The organism is Microcoleus sp. Pol17C6 (genome assembly GCF_036701145.1).
GTDB lineage: Bacteria > Cyanobacteriota > Cyanobacteriia > Cyanobacteriales > Microcoleaceae > Microcoleus.
This window is the reverse complement of record NZ_JAUBQH010000002.1, coordinates 141,221-161,916: the sequence shown is the minus strand read 5'-3', so window position 1 is coordinate 161,916 and position 20,696 is coordinate 141,221. Positions and strand designations below refer to the sequence as shown.

Here is a 20,696-nt window from a genome sequence, read left to right as displayed (position 1 = left end):
AAACCCTTCCAAAACAACCGTCAACGATATAAATCCATTAAATCAATCAGGAGTAACCGAAATGGGAATGAAATGCGTCCAGTGTAATACCGACAACATTTTGAGCGATCGTACCACCAACTCAGGTCGCTGTAAACAGTGCAAACATCCGTTTGTGTTTGAACCCACTACCGTCACTGATAAAAAGTTGGCATTCACCGATCCCTTTTTCAAAAATGCTATCGAAAATATTTCGAGCCAAAATATGTTGTTTTTTACGCACAAACAGTTTTTGTATTTTATTGACCAAAAGCTTAAATCTCGCGCGCCAGAAACCAGTTGGCTTTTTCTCTACTTCTTTTATAGCGTATTTATGGGCATCTTCGGCATTAACTGGGCTTCTGCTATTTTTCCGTCACAATTCGCAGTTATTATTCCCTTCGCCCTCTACAATTTGATTTGGATCGGGGTATTTTTATACTACAGCAAATCTCCCGATCAAGGTATTCGCGGCAGAAGAAATAATGCTAAAAATCTCCAGATTTTAGGGGTAATTATTTTAGTGCTGGGCATTTCAGGAAGCCTAATATTTAATTATTCTTCAGGATACATCGTAGCGATTACACTAGGGCTATTTTCCTACTGGCTCGGCATTTCACAAAAAAAACGCCCACAGATAACGGGTGAAATATTTATCGTTAATCAAGCGCAAAGCGATAAATGGCTGCAAGACTGGCAAAGGGTGAACGGCACATTAGAAAAACTGCTGCCTGCACCTCGTCAAGAGGCTTTGCCCGCAACCATCGATCGCGAAGTCAGCGCCTACAGCTTCGATCGCGCAATTATCTGTGACAGTGACGAAATAGCTCAATTCCTCATTGCCAACAACGTCCATTTTGAAAACAACTGCGCCATTCTTAGTATTAGTGGCTATCCCCAAAGCATCTTCAACACCGTCATCGAAATGCTGCGCCGTAATGCCGATTTAAAAGTCTATGCGCTGCACGATGCGAACCCTGCTGGAGTTAGTTTATTACATCAATTACGAACCAGTCCAAACTGGTTTGCGAATCAAGCCGTCACGATTTTTGATTTGGGAATTTCTCCCCGTCAAATCTTAGCAACCCGTGATATGTTTGTGCAGCAATCTCAAACAATGGCACAAACCGCCCGTCAATTACCCGACGCTGTAAGGCAAGGTTTAACAGCAGAAGAACTAGCATGGCTGGAGGCAGGCAATTTTGTGGAATTAGAATCGTTTACGCCGCAGCGGTTGTTGCGCGTGGTCAATTATGGACTTGCTCAGAGTGGCGATCCGCAGGGTAACGAGGGCTTAATATTAGTGGATGATAATGTTGGATATGGCGGCGGCTATGTGTTTGTCTCCGATAGTTTTGGTTAGGGCGTATTTTCAAACTTTATATTAGACTTATTAATAATAAGCTTAAAAAGTCTTGAAACTTAGTCTGAGTAAGATTGTTAGCGCTCTTTTGTTAAAATCCTAAAAAGCTGATCTTGGTAAGGGCTTCAGCGATTTTAAAATGAGGAGCAAAAAAGCTGAGGTTAACTCGGTGAGTAAAGGTTTCAAATTTTTTAATTTCCCCCCACGGGGGGAAGTTGAGTTTAAATTGTGTGAAATTTGCCTTCAACTTTCTCTCGTCTGGTTTTGTTTGTGTAGGCGCGGTTTCTAACCGCCCGGACTTGTAACCGCCTGGACTTATTTAAGTCGTATACTCCGCATTAATCTTCACGTAGTCGTAACTCAAATCGCATCCCCAAGCTTTCGCAAAACCGCTGCCATTCCCCACACTAACCTGAATTAAAACCGTATCAGCCTTCAAATATTCCCCCTCCGCAGCCGCTTTCATATAATTACTTGCAGCAGCGCGATCGAACTCTTTAGGTTGTCCGTTTTCCATCATCAAAAAATCCCCCAATTGAATCCGCAAATTCTCTTGATCGAAAGGTACGCCAGCGCGCCCAGCCGCCGCCGCAATTCTGCCCCAATTCGGGTCGCGTCCGAAAATAGCAGCTTTCACCAAAGAAGAACCGACAATTGTTTTGGCAATTTTACTCGCAGAAACTTCATCCAGCGCCCCACTAACTTGCACTTCTACCAAACAAGTTGCACCTTCGCCGTCACGGGCGATCGCCTTTGCTAAATGTACGCAAACTTCTGTCAGCATCGCCTCTAATTTTTCAGCATCCGCCCCCATTTCTGTAATTGCCGGTGTGCGGGATTGACCATTCGCCAAAGCAATTAGCGAATCGTTGGTACTGGTATCTCCGTCAACAGTAATTTGATTGAAACTTCTGTTAGCCGCCCGACTCACCATTTCTTGCCACAAATGCGACGACACTGCTGCATCGCAAGTTACAAAGGCCAGCATTGTTGCCATATTCGGGTGAATCATGCCCGAACCTTTGCAAATGCCGCCGATGCGGACGGGTCGATCGCCAAACATGGTTTCCAGGGCGATCGTTTTCGGCACTAAATCAGTCGTACAAATAGCCTTAGCCGCCGCATTAGAACCAGTTTCCGATGCCTCAGCAACTAATCGGGGAATTGCCGCCCTCAGCGGCTCCATTTTTATCCGCTGTCCAATGACGCCAGTGGAGGCCAAAAGAATCGATTCTGGAGGAATATTCAGCGCTTCTCCCAACAATTTGGCACTTTCGAGGGCATCTGCCAAACCTTGTTCGCCCGTAGCAGCATTAGCTTGTCCCGCATTACACAAAATTGCTTTCGCGCTGGGTTTAGCTTGCAAACGCTGGCGGCAGTAGTCCACGCAAGCGGCCCGGACAGTCGATGTGGTGAAGACTCCGGCGGCGATCGCGTCTACCTCTGACAAAATTAAACTTAAATCCGGCAAGCCTGAAGGCTTCAAACCCGCTGTAATTCCCGATGCTCGATACCCTCTGGGTGCTGTAACTCCGCCGTCAATTTCTTTCCAGTCCGACATGATGACCTCCCTACTAGCCTTCAATCTGCTGAAAGGGGATTATATCAAGTTTCTCGGCACAAACGTCTTTTATGGTTTGTGATGTATACTTTTGAGGCTATCCCACTCTGGTTTAGCTCACCCTTTGCTCAAACGGCTCTCTATACAAGCAGTACGAGCGAGATATTACCAATTCCCAATTCCCAATTCCGCATAAAACTAATCGCGGCTTCCAATCTAGAGTTAGAACTCAAGAAGAAGTCGCGACGGTTTTGTAATTGACATTATTAATTTTTAGCTGGCAAACAACAAACTCGATTCAACTATCTCGCCGTTGAAAAAAGGGGTTATTTGCGATCAATATTCGCTGGAGAACCAGCATCTAAACCCACTTCAGCAGCCACACGGCTCAGCATGGATTCCTGACGGTTTTTGACGACGTGTTGATGGCGCATCATCAGGTTGCGGGCTTGTTCTTGAGTTGACATAACTGATTTCTCCAAATTATAGGTAATAACTTCGTAGACAATTGTCGAAATTGAGCTTGCCCTAGCTCATGGTGGCGTTGCTGCGATCGTAACTGGCTTGAAAACTGGGCTGCGGTTTGCCTTGAATGTGACCCCAGTAGTGCGTATCTTCCATCCCGACTTCGGTGGCGGTGCGGTTGAGCATGGATTGCTGGCGGTTCTTCACCAGTTGGTGGTGGCGCATCATCAGAGAGCGAGCTTGATTTTCGGTAGACATAGGGGGTTCCTCCGTATTCTTTAGATTAATGTTGAGCTGGTTTTTTCTTCTCTTCTATCACTATAACAGACAATTCTGTATCTAAAGCTACCAAATTAAAATTGTCACAAAACTTTACAATTGGGCTATGGGGCGAGAATCTCGATCAAAGGTGCAGGGAGTGCGATCGAGCTTGGGCTGGTTGATTCAGCCTCAACCTCAAGCAGCCGTTGGCAAAAGTTGACAATATTCATCTTCTAAGAGCCACATTGTAGCGGCTACGTAATTGCTAGTCGCCAAAATAACTTTATAATTTGGTTCAGAGTTATAGATGCAGAATTTTGCCTCTCAAGGAAGTCGAATTTGCCTTAGTTAAGAGTAAATTTAATAAGTAGCGAATCACAATTAGATTTACAATGATTAAGCAGCTATGCTCAAGCATAGTCAAGTTTTTTGTAGTCAACTAGATAATAGAGTTGGGCTAAGTGAATCGCCCTCGCCATCCTCAAAAAGCGAGCTTTCTTTGTTGATAAAAATAGATTAAGTCCCTGCCGCCTCCCCACAAAAAAGAGCGATCGTCCTCCTCTAGAAAAACAATCGCCCATTATTCACCTATAATTTCAATCAACATCAAGTCCCGCCCTTAAGAAACTATGCTGTACCCACAATTCCAGAGATCCCCCTAGCCTCTTGTTCACGAGGATGCCACGGGGAGCGAAAGGCTCTGACGTTAGTTTTCAAGTTGTGTGTACAGGGTAGCCCTTAAGAAATGCGTGCCGGGGAATAAGTGGCCCTAATCGTCAAACAGTAGACTGGTACCACATAAGACGTTAAGTTGACACCAATGCTACTCGGCGACTTCAGCTTCCGCTTCCGCTTCAGGTGCATCTGGCACATCTTGCTTGATTGTCAAATAGCGAATCACTTCTTCGCTCAGACGCATCGCGCGCTCCAGGGTAAAAATTGCAGCGCCCGGAGCTGTATAGTTCATTTGAACGTATACTCCGTCCCGGTGCTTGCCGATTTCGTAAGCCAAACGGCGCTTGCCACGGTGCTGAGTTTCGATGTTTTCAGCACCTTGATCGCGCAAAATAGTTTGATATTTAGCGATCGCCTGGTCTGTCATTTCTTCACCCAAATCAGGGCGCAGAATGTACATAGTTTCGTAAATAAACGGTTTCATGGCAATAATCCCCTTATGGACAACAAGGCTTCTCACGAAGCAAGGACTTATTATCATATCCCAACAATGAACAATCTCAAAACTAAAAAACCAAATTCCCCAAACAACACTCCCTCGCCGCGGAACACCCTGTGGACATACAGCATCATGAGCGCGATCGCACTTTTAATGCTGTTTCCCTTGCTGTGGCTGCTCAGTACCTCCCTCAAATCCCCCAACGAAAACATTTTTCAATTTCCCCCGCAACTGTGGCCACAACAGCCAACCCTCGAAAACTTCATCAAAGTGTGGCAAACCAACCCCTTCGGCCGCTACCTGTTCAACAGCACCCTAATTGCCGGCCTCACAGTTAGCATCAACGTCCTCTTTTGTGCCCTTGCCGCTTACCCCTTAGCCAGACTCAAATTTCGCGGCCGCGAAGCCATCTTAATCACAATCATTTCCACAATCATGATTCCTTTCCAAATAGTCATGATTCCCCTATACATATTGACAGTACAACTCGGACTCAAAAATAGTTATTTAGGCGTAATCTTTCCCGGACTAGCCTCAGCCTTCGGCATATTTTTATTACGACAAGCATTCCTAGCAGTTCCCAAAGAACTAGAAGAAGCGGCCCGCATCGACGGCTGCAGCGAATTAGGCATTTGGTGGCACGTCATGATTCCGGCAATTAAGCCAGCTTTAGTCACTCTAGGAATTTTCGTATTTATCGGTTCTTGGAGCGACTTTCTGTGGCCACTGCTAGTTTTAGACAGACCGGAATATTACACTTTACCTCTAGGGGTAGCCAATTTAGCCGGGACATTTTCTTTAGATTGGCGTTTAGTTGCGGCGGGTTCTATTATTTCTATTGTTCCTGTTTTAGGGCTATTCTTACTGTTGCAAAAATACATTGTGCCAACAGAAACTGCTGCGGGAGTCAAGGGATAGAATTAAGATAAAAAATCCGCGTTTATCCGCGTTCATCTGCGGTTAAAAATTAAAATCGTTTGAACTCACAACTCACAAAATTTATTTTTTCTGTACGAACTGCCATAGATCCGCTGGATTATCGATCGCGCTGCGGTTGTAGATCCTAGATACTCTCATCGCTTTTGCAAATGCGATCGATGCCCAAGAAGGGCAAAAATTGCGATCGCACCTAGCCGGCGAAAGAGATATCGACTCTTCGGAGTTTTGAGGAATCAAACAACCTGTGGTAATTGTCAGCGACAATTCTGAAGTGCATCGCTATTCGCGGGGCAAATCGCAATGAAATCTCATTCACAACTGAAATGCGAGCTGATTTTCCCTAACTAAATATTTCCTCCTACCTAGGAGTAAAAACTGCACTAGGGTAAGCAATCCGCTTGTGATTGAACTGTTCCCAAACTCGCACAAAAATCTCCGCAATTAGAGACATATCCTCCCGCGTTAAACCCGAATCAATCAACTGATTATCCTGCCAGCGAGCCCTCAAAATCCGATTAACCATATTCAAAGCCTCTTCATGAGTAGCATCCTTGAGCGATCGCAAAGCAGCCTCGCAAGAATCCGCCAGCATCAAAATCCCGGTTTCCCGCGACTGCGGAATCGGCCCATCGTAGCGAAAATCCTCCTCCCTCACTTGGCGACTTGCGATTGTTAACTTTGAATTATCGGCATCTGGCAAAGCAATCTTTAAATCTTCTATTTCTTTTGCAGCAATTTGCTGCGCTTGGTGGTAGAAATAAGCAATTAACATTGTACCTTGGTGCTCGGGAATAAACGCCTGAATTGCCTTCGGCAATCGATGCTTCCGCGCCATCACCAAGCCCTCGCTAACGTGCTTTTTAATAATCTCCGCGCTCGCCCAAGGGTCATTAATTTCATCGTGTTTGTTACCTCCGCCCATTTGATTTTCACAAAATCCGAGCGGGTCGTGCATTTTTCCAATATCGTGGTATAATGTTCCAGCTCTGACCAGCTCAACATTGCAGCCGAGTTCCCGGGCCGCAGCCTCCGCCAAACTCGCCACAAACAGCGTGTGCTGAAAAGTCCCCGGAGCCTCGGCAGCCAATTTCTTCAACAGCGGGCGGTTGGGATTGGCAAGTTCCGCCAGCCGAGTCGGCGTAATCAAGTCAAAAACGTGTTCCAAATAAGGGCTGATGCCGATCGCCACAACGCTCCAAGCCAAACCGGCCAAACTTTGCGCGCCCACAGTACCGAGCACGACGTACCAAATCGCACCGACAGCGGCGCTGGCAATCAAAGTCCCCACCAGATAAACCGTGCCCTGAGTCAACCCAAGAGCCAAGCCCAAAAGAGCCAATTCTTCGCGCGATCGCAGCCGCCCGGCCATAAAAGCGCCTAGCAATCCCCCCGCCCCGCTAGCGACTAAATGAATCAACTCCACATTTAAGCCAACGGGCAGCAGCACCGACAGCAGCCCCACCACAGTCACTCCTACCGCCGAACCGTAGAAGCCACCCGCTAAAATCCCGATCGCCGGCAAACTCGTCCAAGGCAGCCCCAAACTCACCAGCACCGGCGCGCTCAAAGTCAGCAGCAGTAATAGCAAATGATCTCTGCGGCGCAACCGGTAGTGCCTTTCCACCAGCAGTACGATCGCAATTGCCCCCGCGACTAAACAAACAAAACCTGTCAGCCCCAGCCAATTCACCCCCCGCCGGCTTAAACCAAAATAGTCCAGCAACACGAAATCTTCCTGCGAGATCTCTTTTCCTTGCACAACAATTATTTCGCCCTGATCTACTGCGATCATGACGGGTTTCACCTTTTGCGCCGCTAATTCAGCTAGCTGTTTGGTTTCCTCGCGATCTCTCACCAGATTTGGCTGCAAAATCGCTGTTAAACCCTCCACCGCCAAAGCTTGGGACTCTAACGGCACTTCATCAGCAACTTGCAGCTTCACAGCTTCTTTCAAAATCTCTTTTGGCAACCCCTGCGGGATACCTTGAGCCACCATCCTTTTTGCCGCCCGACTCATACCGGTTTGGGTTTTCTGCCAAGCTGCATCCGACAAATCAAACAGCGAAGTATCGTAAATCTGTGGCAGCCCCAAAACCGAGGGTTGTCCCAGCGCCTCCACAGCATTGAGATAGCGGCGGCGAGCAGAGGAAATACTTTCTGTCAGGCTTTGAAACTCTGCTGCCCGGACCGATCGGCTGTAAGCTTGCAGTTGAGCGATCGCATCTTGCTGAGACTTGTTATCTGTTGCCGCAGCAATTGCGGCGGAATCCAAACTCAATCGCTCGGAAGTTGCACTTTTGTCCCCCGCTTGCGCCACAATAGATCGCCACTCCCACTCGGGACAGCCCCGCAAGTAAATCTGAGCCGCATTTGAGAGCACCGAGGGACTCGCAAACGGAAACGGGCCTACCGCTTCCCGCAGCTCGCTTCCCTGCTGCAAAAATTGTTGCAATTCTCGATAAATTTGTCTATCGACCGCAGAATCCAGCATTAATATCGCTACAGCCCCGCTCCGCGCTGCTTTCCGCTGTTCTTCAGTAGTTTTGTAATCGGGGATGCTAGCAGTAGCAGGAGCCTTAATCGTCTGAGGAGCTTTCGTCCCCACATCCAGCTTCGGCTGGTTGTAGAAGCGGTGGCCCAGAGTGCTGCTTAGGGAAACTACCGCTACCAGCGCCAACATAGGGGAACGAGCTTGATTTTTGAGGCTTGATTTGGAGGTTTTACTTGTAAATTTAGTAGTAAAAGTCTCGGGAAGAATCCATTTCGGGCGCGACAAACGGCTCAGGAGAGGCCCGCCAGCGCGTGAGGTATCTGCTTTGCTGCTGCCATTTTGCACTTTAGCAATGTGTTGGCGCAGTGAGCGCGCAGCCCCTAGCTGCTCAATCTGCCGCATCAATGAGGAGAGCGTATTCATTTGTGTCGAAGATATATCACTGTTATCCAGCAGCTCTGTCAGAATTTCTGACTATGCATCTTGATTGATTTTATCCGAACTACCGTGGCTGAATATTCAACCCTCCAGGCTACTTTGCCTGACTATTGCCAGTAGTTGACTTTCCTGACGGTGGGCAACAACGCAAGTAGCTTCTTTGCTTCCCTTGTCTGTCTTGAACAGAACTCGCGCGCGAGGGCTAAAAACCTTGTTTCTCCGTAGATTCTTCGTTTTCCAACCCCGTATTCTCGTTTAAACCTGGCTTGTTGGGGCAGGCGTGTCCGATTTAATTTTTCACTTTTTAATCTTTAATTGTCGCTCTCCTTCCACTTTTGCTTTTGACTTGTTAATTTCTAATTGCTAATTTCTGGTTTCCCCTTACCGTCAAAAGCTCCAAACTTTATACTTTACGAGGTCTAATGACATAAGGTGCAGCCACCGATCGGGCTAGCGCTGCAGAATCCAGTCGGGCATCTGGGCTGTAAACTCCTGCCCAAACAGCAAACAGGTTATTTGCTAACTCTACAATTTTTACATCGCTGCCAGTTCGCCAGAGCGAAGGTTCTTGGCCGTCGGCTAGCTGCTGGGATTTAAGCTCAGCCGAAGATACCTGTCGCCATTCTACAGGAATCGCAGCAACGCCGTTATAGGCTCCAGACAAAGCTCCCGTCAAAGCGCAGGTTATTTGTCCGGCTATGCCACAGCGGGCGGCCCGCACCACGGACAACCGCAAGTCTTCTGGGGTGTTCAAAAAGCAGTAGAAAGCTAAGGCAATGGGAATGAAATTTCCAGGGTTGACAATTGACTCGGTTTGTAATTTTTTTTCATCTTCGCCCTGTCTTTCTCGCAAAGCTGTGGCGCTTTTGCACAGATGAGTGGCGGCTGTTTCTAAATCGGCTCCCTTTTCTAGTAGTATTTGCACTTGGAGCAGCAGCTCTGTTAAGGCATTATCTGTTTTCAGGTAGGCAAGTGTTTGCTCGATCGCTGTCGCGGGGTCAAGTCTTTCTTTGAGCGATCGGGCGATCGTATATGCTACTGCTAAAATTGCTGTTTCCCATTCTGGCTGGTTTTCGTTGTGCCACACCTCTATCGCCAGCATGATTTTTTCTCGCAGCTTGGCTTTATTTTCGTGAAAAAACATCGCGGATGGCAGCGCAGCCACGGCAGCTTCACCAGGGTTAAGCAGGGTTTGAAACTCACTGTTGCGGGGATGGTAGATTTCCGACTTGGCAAATGCTTCCCAAGTATCGCGCCAATCTTTTAAATCTAAACCTCTACACCTAATTAAACTTTGAGCGCACGCTACCGCAAGTCTCCCGGATGCCGATGAGTCTTTGCCAGTTGGGATTTTACTGTTGACATAATGCAACCCCAATGTTGCGCCACTTACGGTCAATTGTTGGTGTTTCGTCAGTTGTAAAATCGGCTGCAAGTCTTCTGTTTGGGGGGGAATACCCACGAGTTGCCTCTGGTATTGCAGGCCTATAGAGTCTCCTAAAACTGCCCCCAGGATGGTTCCTTGAAACTTGTTCAACAGGGAATGCCGCATTTGAATTTAACTCAAGTTTTTAGTAATTGGTAATTTAGAATTCTTCCTGGTTTCCTTCTTTGCCTAACTCTTGTGATTAATTGGAATTCAACTCAAACATATAAGGGCTGGTTTTCCATCTAAAACCTGCCCTCATCCGATCGCTATAATCGGTAAATTTTTAATTTTTAATCAGGTAACTAACTAGAGCTTGCAACCCCAGCCGATAACTTTCTGAGCCAAAACCGCTGATTTGCCCGATCGCCACTGCTGCGATAAACGAGTGGTGCCGAAAAGCTTCCCGCCGGTAAATATTGCTCAGATGAACTTCTACCGCAGGGATATTCACCGCGGCGATCGCGTCTCTAATTGCCACACTCGTATGAGTATAAGCTCCAGCATTAATCAATAAGCCTTGGTGCTGCCCTAACATTGAGTGAATTGCATCCACCAATACCCCTTCATGATTCGACTGCTGAATTGAGACTTGCACCTGGAGGGCTTGCGCTTCTCGTTCTAGCAACTTGTTGATATCATTTAAAGTCGCAGAACCATAAACTCCAGGTTCTCGCTGACCCAATAGATTCAGATTAGGGCCGTGAAGTACCAGGATATTTAACAATTTTAAAATTTCCAGTGCAACAAAAATTATGAGAGTTTTGACATGAGATTTAGAACGAGTCTGCCACCTCAAACGTCAAACCTTAAACCTCAAAGTTCTAATTCAGTCCCGACTACCTGCGATTCCTAGGTTGGTTGACAGGAATACGAATCGGTTCGAGTTCCGGTTCAGGTTCGGGACTCAGCAGTCCTTCTATCAGCTTGCGAACCCATTCTTTAATTTGTTCCAGCACCTTTTCAATGTCTTCCATTGAACGGATAGCTCCTTTTTTTATAGTCTAGATTGCTAAACCGACGGCTAAATATCTGAAAATAAGCAAGCACGACTTTGAAACCAAAGGTCAAACTTGCTTTCTCACTTGCTGGTTGTTTTGAGCAATGGAGAGAGTCAGTATCTTGGCCAATCAGTCCTATCTTATTATCATAACGAATCTTTACAGATAATCAAGAGGCAAAAGGAAAATTGCCGAATTATATCGGAGTATAGAGTGTTAAATAAAGCTTAAGCTTACGGTTGACTGTTGACAATTGACCAATCGTAGGATTTTTTCTAAGCTTTTGCCAACAATAATTTACGCCGCAGCCGATCGAGCGCCGTACAGCTACTCAGATTCCGAATCCAATCGCGGCCTCGGGCATCGCCAAAGCGGTATTCAAAACTTTCTGCGTCGCCGCGGGGGCCCGCTAAACCGATATAAACCAGTCCGACAGGTTTACCGTCTGTGCCGCCTCCGGGGCCGGCGATGCCTGTAATGCTCAATCCCCAACTGGTGTTGAGGCGAGATTGCACTCCCGCAGCCATTTGTTTTGCCACTTGGTGGCTGACTGCCCCAAATTCGGCTAAATCTTGCGGATTAACACCTAATAATCCTTCCTTAACCCGATTGTCGTAAGAAATAATCCCGCCCAAAAAGTACCTCGAACTCCCGGCAACACCGGTCAGCATCGCTCCTAACCCGCCTCCCGTGCAGGATTCAGCCACGCTAAGAGTTTCGCCAGCCAACAGCAGCAATTTACCGACAGTCGAGGCGAGGGTATCGGTATCGGCACCGTAACAGTCTAGGCCAGCAATCTGCAGCAACTGTTGTTCGATCGGCTCAATCAAGTTTTTAGCAGCCACGGACGACTCCGCGCGGGCCGAAATTCGCAGTTTGACTTCGCCGTGATTGGCGTAGGGAGCCACAGTAGGATTAGTTAAATTCAGAAAACTATGTACTTTTTCGGCCAATGCCGACTCAGCAATCCCCCAAAATTTTAATGTGCGGCTGTAAATAGTGGCGCTGCACCAGCCAGCATTTTTCAGATAAGGAACAGCGGTTTCTTGCCACATCAAGTGCATTTCCGCCGGTACGCCGGGAAATGTCATTACTGTCACGTTAGAAACCGGCTGCCAAATAATCCCCGGTGCCGAACCGCTGCGGTTCGGCAGAATGTCCGCAGTTTCTGGAATTAAAGCTTGTTTGCGATTGCTGGGACTCATGGTGCGTCCCCACTGGGCAAATTTGTATTCAATATCTGCGATAATTTCCGGCTTTTCGATGAGGGGAACCCCAAAAAAATCGGCGATCGTTTCGACTGTGAGGTCGTCTGGTGTGGGCCCGAGGCCTCCGGTGAAGATTAAAAGCTGCGATCGACTGACGGCGATTTCTAACACTTGTTTGATACGTTCTGGATTGTCCCCCACCACTGTTTGATAGTAGTGAGGGATTCCCAGACTTGCTAATTCTTTGGCTAAAAACTGGGCATTGCTATTAAGAATATCGCCTAACAGCAATTCAGTGCCAACACAAATAATTTCAGCAACCATTCAATTTTAGATTTTAGATTTTGGATTTTAGATTGGGGAATTAATTGGGGAATGACAACAGTCAACAGTCAACCGTCAACTAACTATCGAGCGTGTCTCCAAACTTTCCAGCTAGCATATCCCAGCAAACTTGTTGCACCCATAGCGTAAATTACGCCGCTCGGAAGCGAAAAAGCTAGGGCTAAACTTCCCACCCACAGTGTCAGTGAGTAAATAAATAAAACCGCAAATCGATGGGATAGTCCGGCTTCTAGAAGTCGGTGGTGGAGATGGCGCTTGTCAGCAATAAACGGTGACTTGCCGTTGCGAAGTCGATCGAGAATCACCGCCGACATATCTAAAATCGGTACAGCTAAAATTAAATATGGCAGCAACACAGAAGTAACAGCCGTAGTTTTAACTAACCCAATTACTCCCACTCCAGCGAGAGTAAACCCGATAAAATAAGCCCCGCCATCTCCCATAAAGATTTGAGCCGGATTGAAGTTGTAGCGCAGAAATCCCAAGGCCCCGCCAGCTAAAGCCGCTGCAATCAGGGCCGCCGCCGGTTGGTGCATCGCCAGACTGACAATCAGCATCACAACTGCTGCAATCCCTGAAACTCCGGCCGCTAAACCGTCCAAACCGTCAATCCAGTTGATGGCATTCGCCATGCCGACGAGCCAAATCACGGTAATTGGCAAGCTCAGCCAGCCAATATTAGTCAGTCCCAAGGAGGGAACTGTCAGAAACTCAATCTGTACGCCTGCCATCCAAACGATGCTGGATACGCCAATTTGCATGAGCAAGCGTTTTAATGCCGATAGCGAAAATAGGTCGTCTGCTAAACCGATGAGGAAGAATCCGATGCCGCCGAGGGTTACTCCCCAAATTTCGTATTCGTCTTTGGGATTGAGAACTTGTCCGTTAGCATCAATGAAGCCTCCTGAGAGCCAGACAAATAAGAGGGCAGTGATAGTGCCGAGAAAGATGGACACTCCTCCCAAGCGCACCATAGGGCGCTTGTGAACTTTTCGCTCGCCTGGTCGATCGACTCGCCCGCTTTTGAGACCAATTTTTTTGACTATTGGCGTACTCCAGAGGACGATGATCGCAGAAACCAGGAAAGCGAGTATGTGGTACAGATACTGGTACGGCATCTGAAATCAATTTTAAATAGTGCGGGGCAATTAGGCTGTCAGGCAGAGTCTACTACATTTCAGATGGCTTATAACAAGGAAACATCTTGAAGAGCGACTGGGGGTTTGGGAGTCGGAGATTTGCCACAATGGCAGTTACCCTGGGGCGAATTGTCAGGTTGTTCATTCATAACTCTCGAATTAACGATTTGAAATATCGACTTTTTCGCGAGCAAAAAAGTCGATATTTGGCGAGCGGGCCCAGTTGAGCGGTATCTTTCACAACCGACAAATACCGTTAGTCAAACCAGCCCCGCCCGACAAATATCTTTACTAAAAACCGTATTGGCGATCGATATTTTTGGTGAAAACCGCTTGTCAATATCGCTACCGGCAACTCTCAATCTTTTCCTGCTCTTTTACCCTTTTACCCGTACACTTCCAACTACCAATTTCCCATTGCCGATCAGGAAAATTAAGCTAATGCCGGCACTTTTAAGTACAAGTGGGGATATAAGGGGAAGCGATCGCACAGTGCTGCTACTCGACGCAGGCAGTCGGCTGCGACGCTTTCATCATCTGGATTTAGCAGGCGATCGGCAATAATATTGCCAATCTCGGTAAATTCTGCTGTTCCCATTCCCCTGGTGGTCATCGCCGGCGAACCGAGTCTCAAACCGCTAGTGACAAAGGGCGATGCCGGATCGAAAGGCACGGTATTTTTATTAGCAGTAATATTCACACCGCTGACTAATTGGTCGGCTTGTTTGCCTGTCATGTTTACCGATCGCAAATCAACTAGCATTAAGTGATTGTCCGTGCCACCGGAAACGAGTTTTAAACCCCGCTGCTGCAACTGTGCAGCTAAAGCGCGTGCATTTTCAATTACTTGACCGGAATAAGTTTTAAATTCAGGCTTTAATGCTTCGCCGAAAGCTACTGCTTTGCCCGCAATCACGTGTTCTAAGGGCCCACCTTGAGTGCCGGGGAACACTGCTTTGTCAAATTTTTTACCTAATTCCGGGTCATTAGTCATAATCAAGCCACCACGGGGGCCGCGCAGGGTTTTGTGAGTGGTAGTGGTGACTGCGTGACAGTGGGGGAGGGGGTTGGGGTGATGCCCTGTGGCGACTAACCCGGCGATGTGGGCGATGTCGGCGAGCAGGTAGGCTCCGATTTCGTCGGCGATGGCTCTAAACTTCTCAAAGTCAATAATTCGCGAATATGCTGAATAGCCACAAATTAGCAATTTCGGTCGGTTTTCTTTGGCCAGTGCCAAAATTTCGTCATAGTCAAGCTGTTCTGTTTCTTGGCTGACGCCGTAGTGAAAAGCTTTGAACCATTTGCCGGATACGTTGACCGGCGAACCGTGGGTCAAGTGTCCGCCGTGGGACAAATCCATGCCCATAATTCCGTCTCCGGGTTCCAGCAAGCTCAAAAATACTGCAAAGTTGGCTTGAGCGCCGGAGTGGGGCTGGACGTTGGCGTGAGCGGCTCCAAATAGCTGTTTGGCGCGATCGATCGCAATTTGCTCGATGCCGTCAATAAATTCGCAGCCGCCGTAGTAGCGTTTCGCTGGCAGGCCTTCGGCGTATTTATTGGTCAGCACTGAGCCTTGAGCGGCCATTACCGCTGCGGAGGTAAAGTTTTCGCTGGCGATGAGTTCTAGGTGGTCTCGCTGCCGCTGGAGCTCTTGCCCGATTAAATCGGCAATGAGCGGATCAGTTTTGGAAAGAAATTCAAAGTTAGAGTCCGTCACAATAATCAACCTCTTGACAAATTTGGGATTGGGAATTGGGGATCTTATACCGTACTACGGATTTCGCCCCATTGATATAAATATTACGTTGTGTTCAGGTTAAGCCGTTTGTCCCCAACTCCTGACATACAATGAAATTACTGGTGTGAAACCTGCCGGAGGTATCAAATGTTAGTCATTTTAATGGAAAATCAGATGCTTGCCCCTCAGTGTGTTTGCCAAAGTTGTTTGCTGGCAGATCGCACTGGCCAACCGCGCTGGAGCGGTGGAGAGCTTCGCTGCGGACATCCAGTTGCTAAACCTACGGAAAATTTGCCCGATCGGTACGAGTGTCAAATGGGCTTCGTCATTGCCAATATTAAATAAGAAAGCCTGCCGTTGGTAGTTGAGGCTGCTCCCTGCTGAGTGAAAAGCAAGTTCCGGCAGAGTCGAAACACAAACCCTGCTGCTGCGTTATCCTGAGTTTAATGGAATTCATAGTTAATCGATCGACTCAGGAGAGTTCATTATGACTTGGCGCGGATCTACAACTGTTCCAGACCGGATTTTTGCTTCTTTGCCTTATTTGCTCCCGTTGGTTGACGGGCTTGCCTTTGGCAGGTTTCTGTTTACACAGTTTCCTGTCCTGCAACTGTTGTTGATACCGCTAGCTCCTTTGATGCAAATTTATAGTTTGCCCTTTGCTAGCTTGATTATCTTCTTTGCTCTGTATTTAGGAGTAGTTAGAAACGAAAACATCAGTCACTTCATTCGTTTTAATGCGATGCAGGCAATTCTTTTAGACATTGTTTTGATGCTGTGCGGTCTGGTTTTGCCGTTTTCTAACGGCTTACAAGTCGCATTTATTACGGAAACTCTGTATAACATGGTGTTTTTGGGCGCTTTTGCTGCATTTGTCTATGCAGTTGTGCAGTCGCTTTTGGGACGCTATGCAGAGATTCCTCCGCTTTCGGATGCTGTTTATATGCAGGTACGTTAGTCAATGGGCAGTTGGCTGTTGGCACTTGACAGTTGTTGGTGATAATTACCACTTACCCATTACTAATAACTACTGTATTTTCAAGACTGCCGATGCCTTCAATTTCGATGCGGACTCGATCGCCTATTTGTAGCGGCCCTACTCCTTGTGGCGTTCCAGTCAGTATCACATCGCCGGGAATTAGGGTCATTATTTGACTGATGTAGGAGACGAGAAAGTCTGGGGAAAAAACCATGCGATCGATCTGGGATGACTGTACCGGTCGCTCGCTCTCATTGATAAAAGTCTGCAACTGTGCTGCAGGACTCAGTTCGCGGACAATCCAAGGCCCCAAGGGACAAAATGTATCGAACCCTTTGGCCCTCGCCCACTGGTTGTCCCGCTTTTGCAAATCTCTAGCTGTTACGTCATTGGCGATCGTATAGCCCCAAATTTTGCTGTGTGCTTGTTCGGGAGTACAGTTGGTACAATGTTCGCCAATTACCAGGGCTAATTCTCCCTCGTAGTCTACCCTTTCCGACTGCTGCGGATAACGAATCTCTGCACCTGCTGGGATGACGGCACTCGGAGGCTTGAAAAACAACAGGGGTTCTTCGGGTACTGGGGTTCCCATCTCGGCGGCGTGATCGACATAATTTTTGCCTACGGCTACAATTTTTGAGGGAGAGCACGGGGCGAGAATTTGGTAAGTATCTGGTGAAAGTTCCAAATCGGTTGGTTGTCCTTTTAACCAGGGCGGTGCATCAAATACTTGAACGCTGTGGCTTAGTTGCAGTAAACCGTAATGGATGTGTCCTTGTGTTGTTTTAACTCGAACGTAGCGCTGGGCCATAGTATTTTAGATTTTAGGTTTTAGATTCTAGATTCAAAAAGACTTGTGCAAGTCCTAAATAGAATATATATAAACATGGATCTAGGGATAATTTCTGAAAATTTATTGCTCGATCGACCTTTAAGATTTTTGCTGTATTATTTTTAACCCGCTTTCCGTGCAAATTCCGCGCACCGGTTTGTCCCAGGAGTCAACGGGTAGTTGGGCCAGCAAGGCAAATTCAAAGATTGTGGCGATCGTAACTTTTGATTCCCACTCAGCTAAACTAAGCATTCGATCGTAATAGCCACCGCCGTAGCCCAAGCGATAGCCACGCACATCGCAGCCTACTGAGGGTACGAGCATTAAATCTACTTCTGAGTGGTCTATTTTAGGAGCATCCGGCAGGGGTTCGAGTATGCCATAAGCTCCAGTATGTAAAGCCTCTCCGGGCTGCCAGATGTGCCAGGATAGCTCTTTGCCTACACAGCGGGAAAATCCCCATTTGCGGGGAGTTACAAATAGGGGACTTAAATCTGGTTCTTGGCGACAACTGAAATAGGCGAGGATTGTTTTTGCTTGGGTGAATAGGGGCGAGTTTTGGAGATGATTGCAGATGCGATCGCTCTTTTGTCTCCATTCTTGTGCTGATAGGGTTTTGCGAGTGTTGAGGAGCGATTTTCTTAATTCGGTTTTAGTTAATGAAGGTTCAGCAGTATTCATAATTTCATATTAAATCATAGCTGCGGCTAGGAAGACGGCAATGCCGTGTCTCCCATTTTGAAGACACGGCATTGCCGTCTTCCTACAGAGCTCGTGGCTAATTAACTAGATTTGATATTACATATTGTCTCACCACAGGACAAACGCTGAATAGCGTTTCATTCTCCATTTCTTCTATTTCAATTAACGATCGCCTCCCCAAAGATTGCAGCCCGTTGAATAACTCAGGGGGCGATAAATCGGCATCTTGTAGTAATTGCTCTATTGAAACTGAATTTGCTTCGCCGCTGAGGCGGGAGATGAGGTTTTTCTCTAATTCTGACAAACGATTTATCTGCGGGTGCAAGTTTGCCGCCAATTCTTCCCCTAAAAATAGCATATCATATTTTAAAAATTCTGCAACCCTACCTCGGAATATTTCTTGAATGGTAGTGGCGACTATTTTTAACCACAATGGATTGCCTCGGTAGGTGTTAATTAGGTTTTCCCATGTTTCGGGATTGAGTAAACTTTTTTGTCGGAAAATTTTGGCGGCTGCTGTACCAATGCCTTTGAGTTGTAAGCTGCGAACTTGTGAATTTTCACCTTTTAACGCGGTAATTTCTCTGGGTGGTTCCCAACTGTTGAGGATTAAGCAACTGTTGTGGGTTGTTTCTCCGATTTGTCTGAATAGGATGCTGTAATTTTCGCATTCGGGGCGGTAATTTCCTGCTAATTTTCCGCTGCTGAGAATGGTTTGCACGTCGTCGAGGATAATGAGACAGCGGGTTTTTCGCAGATATTCCATTAATTGGGAAAGGCGATCGGGAATGCTGCTAGGGAGTTCGATTTCTGGTTTATTTAAGAGAAATTCTAGGAGATTTTTTAGGGTAGTTTCTAACGGTGGGGAGTGGCGGAGACTTCGCCAGATGACGTATTCAAAGTTATGCTGAATTTTTTGGGTGAGGTGGAGGGAAAGTGCGGTTTTGCCGATGCCACTTATTCCTAATATGGCTGCAAGGTTGCACTTGTCTTGAACGATCGATTTTTCGAGGGTGGCGAGTTCGGATGTGCGTGAAGCGAAGCTATCGCCATCAGGCGAATCGCACAATGATGAAATATGAGGTGCGTCTGCTAAGTCTAGTCTGGTTTGGGGTTGGGAGGTGTCTGAGGTGGGGGTTGAGGGCGATCGCTTTTCTGGATATTCTGAAGATTGACTATCCTTACAGACATTGACATTACCAATAAAAAAATCGTTTCCCGAATTTGATGAAATGATGAATAATTGTCGTCTCTCCAGTGTCGATCGTAAATTGGATGGAGTGACTTCTTCATCTAATACATTTGATAAACGCTTCCATAATTTTGAAGCTACATTCCTGACGTGACCTTCGCTACAATGCGATGCTTCTGCGATTTGAGAGTATTTTTGACCTTCCCATACACCCCCCAAGATAGCTTCTTGCAAATCCTCCAAATGTTCTCCCGTCTTAGCGAAAACCAGGTCGTCGGCAAATCTCAAGACTTCTTTAACGTCCATCGGTGAGTTAAGTTTAGGGGTTTAGCCTATTATACCTGCTATTTTATGACATTTTCTGACATGGATGGCAACATTTGACTTTTTTTGAGAGTTAGCGTCAGGTAAAATAACTTACATTTTCTGACTTTTTATGACTGGACATCACTATAAATATAATGATATTATCCAAAGATAAGCAAGCATTTTCCGCTAATAAACTATAGCAAAACATAGGAGTATTAAGCTCATGGCTGACAAACAAAAAAAAGAACCCAAGCTGAAATGTCCGCTGTCCCAAGAGCAAAAGTAGACGATCAAAGAGTTTGCTGATGTCATTGATAAGCATAGAAGAATTGTGAGAAAAATTACGGGTTAAAGCTAATAAATAGTCGTTTTTTTGCCTCGTATCGATATGAGAAAGGATTTGAGTGGGTTTGAAATAATTCGACTATTTTTTGAACTGCTTTTTCAGTTAGTTGACTAAGAGTATTGATTTATCGTAGGTATTTGACGCTAAAAGGAAATAAGCATGGATGCACTTGTAGCAGCAATCACACAAATTTTAGATTACATTCACACCCAAGGGCCAGACGCGATCGTGCAGCTAACGGCACTACTCGAAGCTCTCAAAGTGGGATCTGTTTCTGTTGCGGCTCTATTTGGCTTGGTTACTAGCGTACCCACTGTTATTGAAATTATTAGCCAGTTGATAGCTTTAATCAGTTCAGGTGCCGGTGTTACGGAAATAGCGACAGCCATCGGCTCCTTGGCCGGCTCACTGGGACTGTCTATTGAGTTTGTCATCCATATCTTACAAATGATCGGCGCTTTCTTGCTGGCATTTTAAATTGAGTCCCCCAGCTTTTCAGGGAATTAACCATACCTTCCCACTTACGCGATCGCACTTTGCTGCTCAGCTTCTCCAGCAAGAAAACTGTAGGGTTTGGGTCAGGTGCGATCGCCCTCATAATATCACAGTCTCAAACTATTGCCGAGGCTAAAAGCCTACTATCACCTCGCTGATATTCATCTTCCACTAGCCACGAGTGAGCCTTATCATAACTTGAACTTAAAGCGTTGCTTAATCAGGGTATGAAAAAATTAAGTTGAAAATCCGCAAGCTGTGTCAATACTGGTTT

21 protein-coding genes are annotated in these 20,696 nt (G+C 46.6%); 5 read left to right on the top strand and 16 right to left on the bottom strand.

What is annotated here, in order from left to right:
* Positions 1-61 precede the first annotated feature (61 nt).
* Positions 62-1,381, top strand: a complete 1,320-nt coding sequence (locus QUA25_RS01860) for a hypothetical protein (RefSeq protein WP_333035112.1) — start codon at positions 62-64, stop codon at positions 1,379-1,381.
* A 319-nt stretch (positions 1,382-1,700) separates the two neighbouring features.
* Here the strand turns inward: QUA25_RS01860 and argJ are convergent, their stop codons facing one another.
* The 5 genes from argJ to rpsF form a co-directional block, all read right to left on the bottom strand.
* Positions 1,701-2,942, bottom strand: coding sequence for a bifunctional ornithine acetyltransferase/N-acetylglutamate synthase (gene argJ, locus QUA25_RS01855; protein ID WP_333035111.1), 1,242 nt, complete (start codon positions 2,940-2,942; stop codon positions 1,701-1,703).
* Between the two features lie 326 nt (positions 2,943-3,268).
* The gene (locus QUA25_RS01850; RefSeq protein WP_333035219.1) at positions 3,269-3,409 is read right to left on the bottom strand and encodes a hypothetical protein; all 141 of its coding nucleotides are present in this window, start codon (positions 3,407-3,409) and stop codon (positions 3,269-3,271) included.
* Positions 3,410-3,470: 61 nt separating this feature from the next.
* On the bottom strand, positions 3,471-3,665 hold the full coding sequence (locus tag QUA25_RS01845; RefSeq protein ID WP_006631905.1) for a hypothetical protein: 195 nt from the start codon (positions 3,663-3,665) through the stop codon (positions 3,471-3,473).
* Positions 3,666-4,078: 413 nt separating this feature from the next.
* Positions 4,079-4,249: a hypothetical protein gene (locus QUA25_RS01840; RefSeq protein ID WP_333035109.1), complete on the bottom strand. Its 171-nt coding sequence runs from the start codon at positions 4,247-4,249 to the stop codon at positions 4,079-4,081.
* Between the two features lie 242 nt (positions 4,250-4,491).
* The gene (gene rpsF / locus QUA25_RS01835) at positions 4,492-4,827 is read right to left on the bottom strand and encodes a 30S ribosomal protein S6 (RefSeq protein WP_015176119.1); all 336 of its coding nucleotides are present in this window, start codon (positions 4,825-4,827) and stop codon (positions 4,492-4,494) included.
* A 66-nt stretch (positions 4,828-4,893) separates the two neighbouring features.
* Between rpsF and QUA25_RS01830 the strand changes: the two genes are divergently transcribed.
* Positions 4,894-5,760, top strand: a complete 867-nt coding sequence (locus QUA25_RS01830; protein ID WP_333035107.1) for a carbohydrate ABC transporter permease — start codon at positions 4,894-4,896, stop codon at positions 5,758-5,760.
* An 81-nt stretch (positions 5,761-5,841) separates the two neighbouring features.
* Here the strand turns inward: QUA25_RS01830 and QUA25_RS01825 are convergent, their stop codons facing one another.
* The 8 genes from QUA25_RS01825 to glyA form a co-directional block, all read right to left on the bottom strand.
* Positions 5,842-6,045, bottom strand: a complete 204-nt coding sequence (locus QUA25_RS01825; protein ID WP_333035106.1) for a hypothetical protein — start codon at positions 6,043-6,045, stop codon at positions 5,842-5,844.
* 94 nt (positions 6,046-6,139) lie between these two features.
* Positions 6,140-8,695, bottom strand: coding sequence for an HDIG domain-containing metalloprotein (locus QUA25_RS01820; RefSeq protein WP_333035105.1), 2,556 nt, complete (start codon positions 8,693-8,695; stop codon positions 6,140-6,142).
* Between the two features lie 418 nt (positions 8,696-9,113).
* Positions 9,114-10,262 carry an ADP-ribosylglycohydrolase family protein gene (locus tag QUA25_RS01815; RefSeq protein ID WP_333035103.1) on the bottom strand — a complete coding sequence of 383 codons (1,149 nt, stop codon included), beginning with the start codon at positions 10,260-10,262 and terminating at the stop codon, positions 9,114-9,116.
* Positions 10,263-10,422: 160 nt separating this feature from the next.
* Positions 10,423-10,863 (bottom strand): type II 3-dehydroquinate dehydratase, encoded by a 441-nt coding sequence (gene aroQ, locus QUA25_RS01810; RefSeq protein WP_138920973.1) that lies wholly within the window; start codon positions 10,861-10,863, stop codon positions 10,423-10,425.
* Between the two features lie 112 nt (positions 10,864-10,975).
* Positions 10,976-11,113 (bottom strand): hypothetical protein, encoded by a 138-nt coding sequence (locus QUA25_RS01805; protein ID WP_006631912.1) that lies wholly within the window; start codon positions 11,111-11,113, stop codon positions 10,976-10,978.
* 299 nt (positions 11,114-11,412) lie between these two features.
* Complete coding sequence (locus QUA25_RS01800; protein ID WP_333035102.1) at positions 11,413-12,669, bottom strand: competence/damage-inducible protein A; 1,257 nt, start codon at positions 12,667-12,669, stop codon at positions 11,413-11,415.
* 83 nt (positions 12,670-12,752) lie between these two features.
* Positions 12,753-13,808, bottom strand: coding sequence for an MraY family glycosyltransferase (locus QUA25_RS01795; protein ID WP_190663118.1), 1,056 nt, complete (start codon positions 13,806-13,808; stop codon positions 12,753-12,755).
* 454 nt (positions 13,809-14,262) lie between these two features.
* The gene (gene glyA / locus QUA25_RS01790) at positions 14,263-15,546 is read right to left on the bottom strand and encodes a serine hydroxymethyltransferase (RefSeq protein ID WP_333035099.1); all 1,284 of its coding nucleotides are present in this window, start codon (positions 15,544-15,546) and stop codon (positions 14,263-14,265) included.
* A gap of 168 nt (positions 15,547-15,714) precedes the next feature.
* Between glyA and QUA25_RS01785 the strand changes: the two genes are divergently transcribed.
* Together QUA25_RS01785 and QUA25_RS01780 are read left to right on the top strand one after the other, a co-directional pair.
* The gene (locus tag QUA25_RS01785) at positions 15,715-15,912 is read left to right on the top strand and encodes a hypothetical protein (protein WP_006631916.1); all 198 of its coding nucleotides are present in this window, start codon (positions 15,715-15,717) and stop codon (positions 15,910-15,912) included.
* Positions 15,913-16,054: 142 nt separating this feature from the next.
* Positions 16,055-16,525, top strand: coding sequence for a Tic20 family protein (locus QUA25_RS01780; protein ID WP_333035098.1), 471 nt, complete (start codon positions 16,055-16,057; stop codon positions 16,523-16,525).
* Positions 16,526-16,577: 52 nt separating this feature from the next.
* Here the strand turns inward: QUA25_RS01780 and QUA25_RS01775 are convergent, their stop codons facing one another.
* The 3 genes from QUA25_RS01775 to QUA25_RS01765 form a co-directional block, all read right to left on the bottom strand.
* Positions 16,578-17,357: a fumarylacetoacetate hydrolase family protein gene (locus tag QUA25_RS01775; protein WP_333035096.1), complete on the bottom strand. Its 780-nt coding sequence runs from the start codon at positions 17,355-17,357 to the stop codon at positions 16,578-16,580.
* A 120-nt stretch (positions 17,358-17,477) separates the two neighbouring features.
* Positions 17,478-18,059 carry a 5-formyltetrahydrofolate cyclo-ligase gene (locus QUA25_RS01770; RefSeq protein WP_333035095.1) on the bottom strand — a complete coding sequence of 194 codons (582 nt, stop codon included), beginning with the start codon at positions 18,057-18,059 and terminating at the stop codon, positions 17,478-17,480.
* 97 nt (positions 18,060-18,156) lie between these two features.
* The gene (locus tag QUA25_RS01765) at positions 18,157-19,578 is read right to left on the bottom strand and encodes an NB-ARC domain-containing protein (protein ID WP_333035094.1); all 1,422 of its coding nucleotides are present in this window, start codon (positions 19,576-19,578) and stop codon (positions 18,157-18,159) included.
* Positions 19,579-20,086: 508 nt separating this feature from the next.
* Here QUA25_RS01765 and QUA25_RS01760 point away from each other — a divergent pair.
* Positions 20,087-20,404 (top strand): hypothetical protein, encoded by a 318-nt coding sequence (locus tag QUA25_RS01760; RefSeq protein WP_333035093.1) that lies wholly within the window; start codon positions 20,087-20,089, stop codon positions 20,402-20,404.
* The last annotated feature ends 292 nt before the right edge of the window (positions 20,405-20,696 follow it).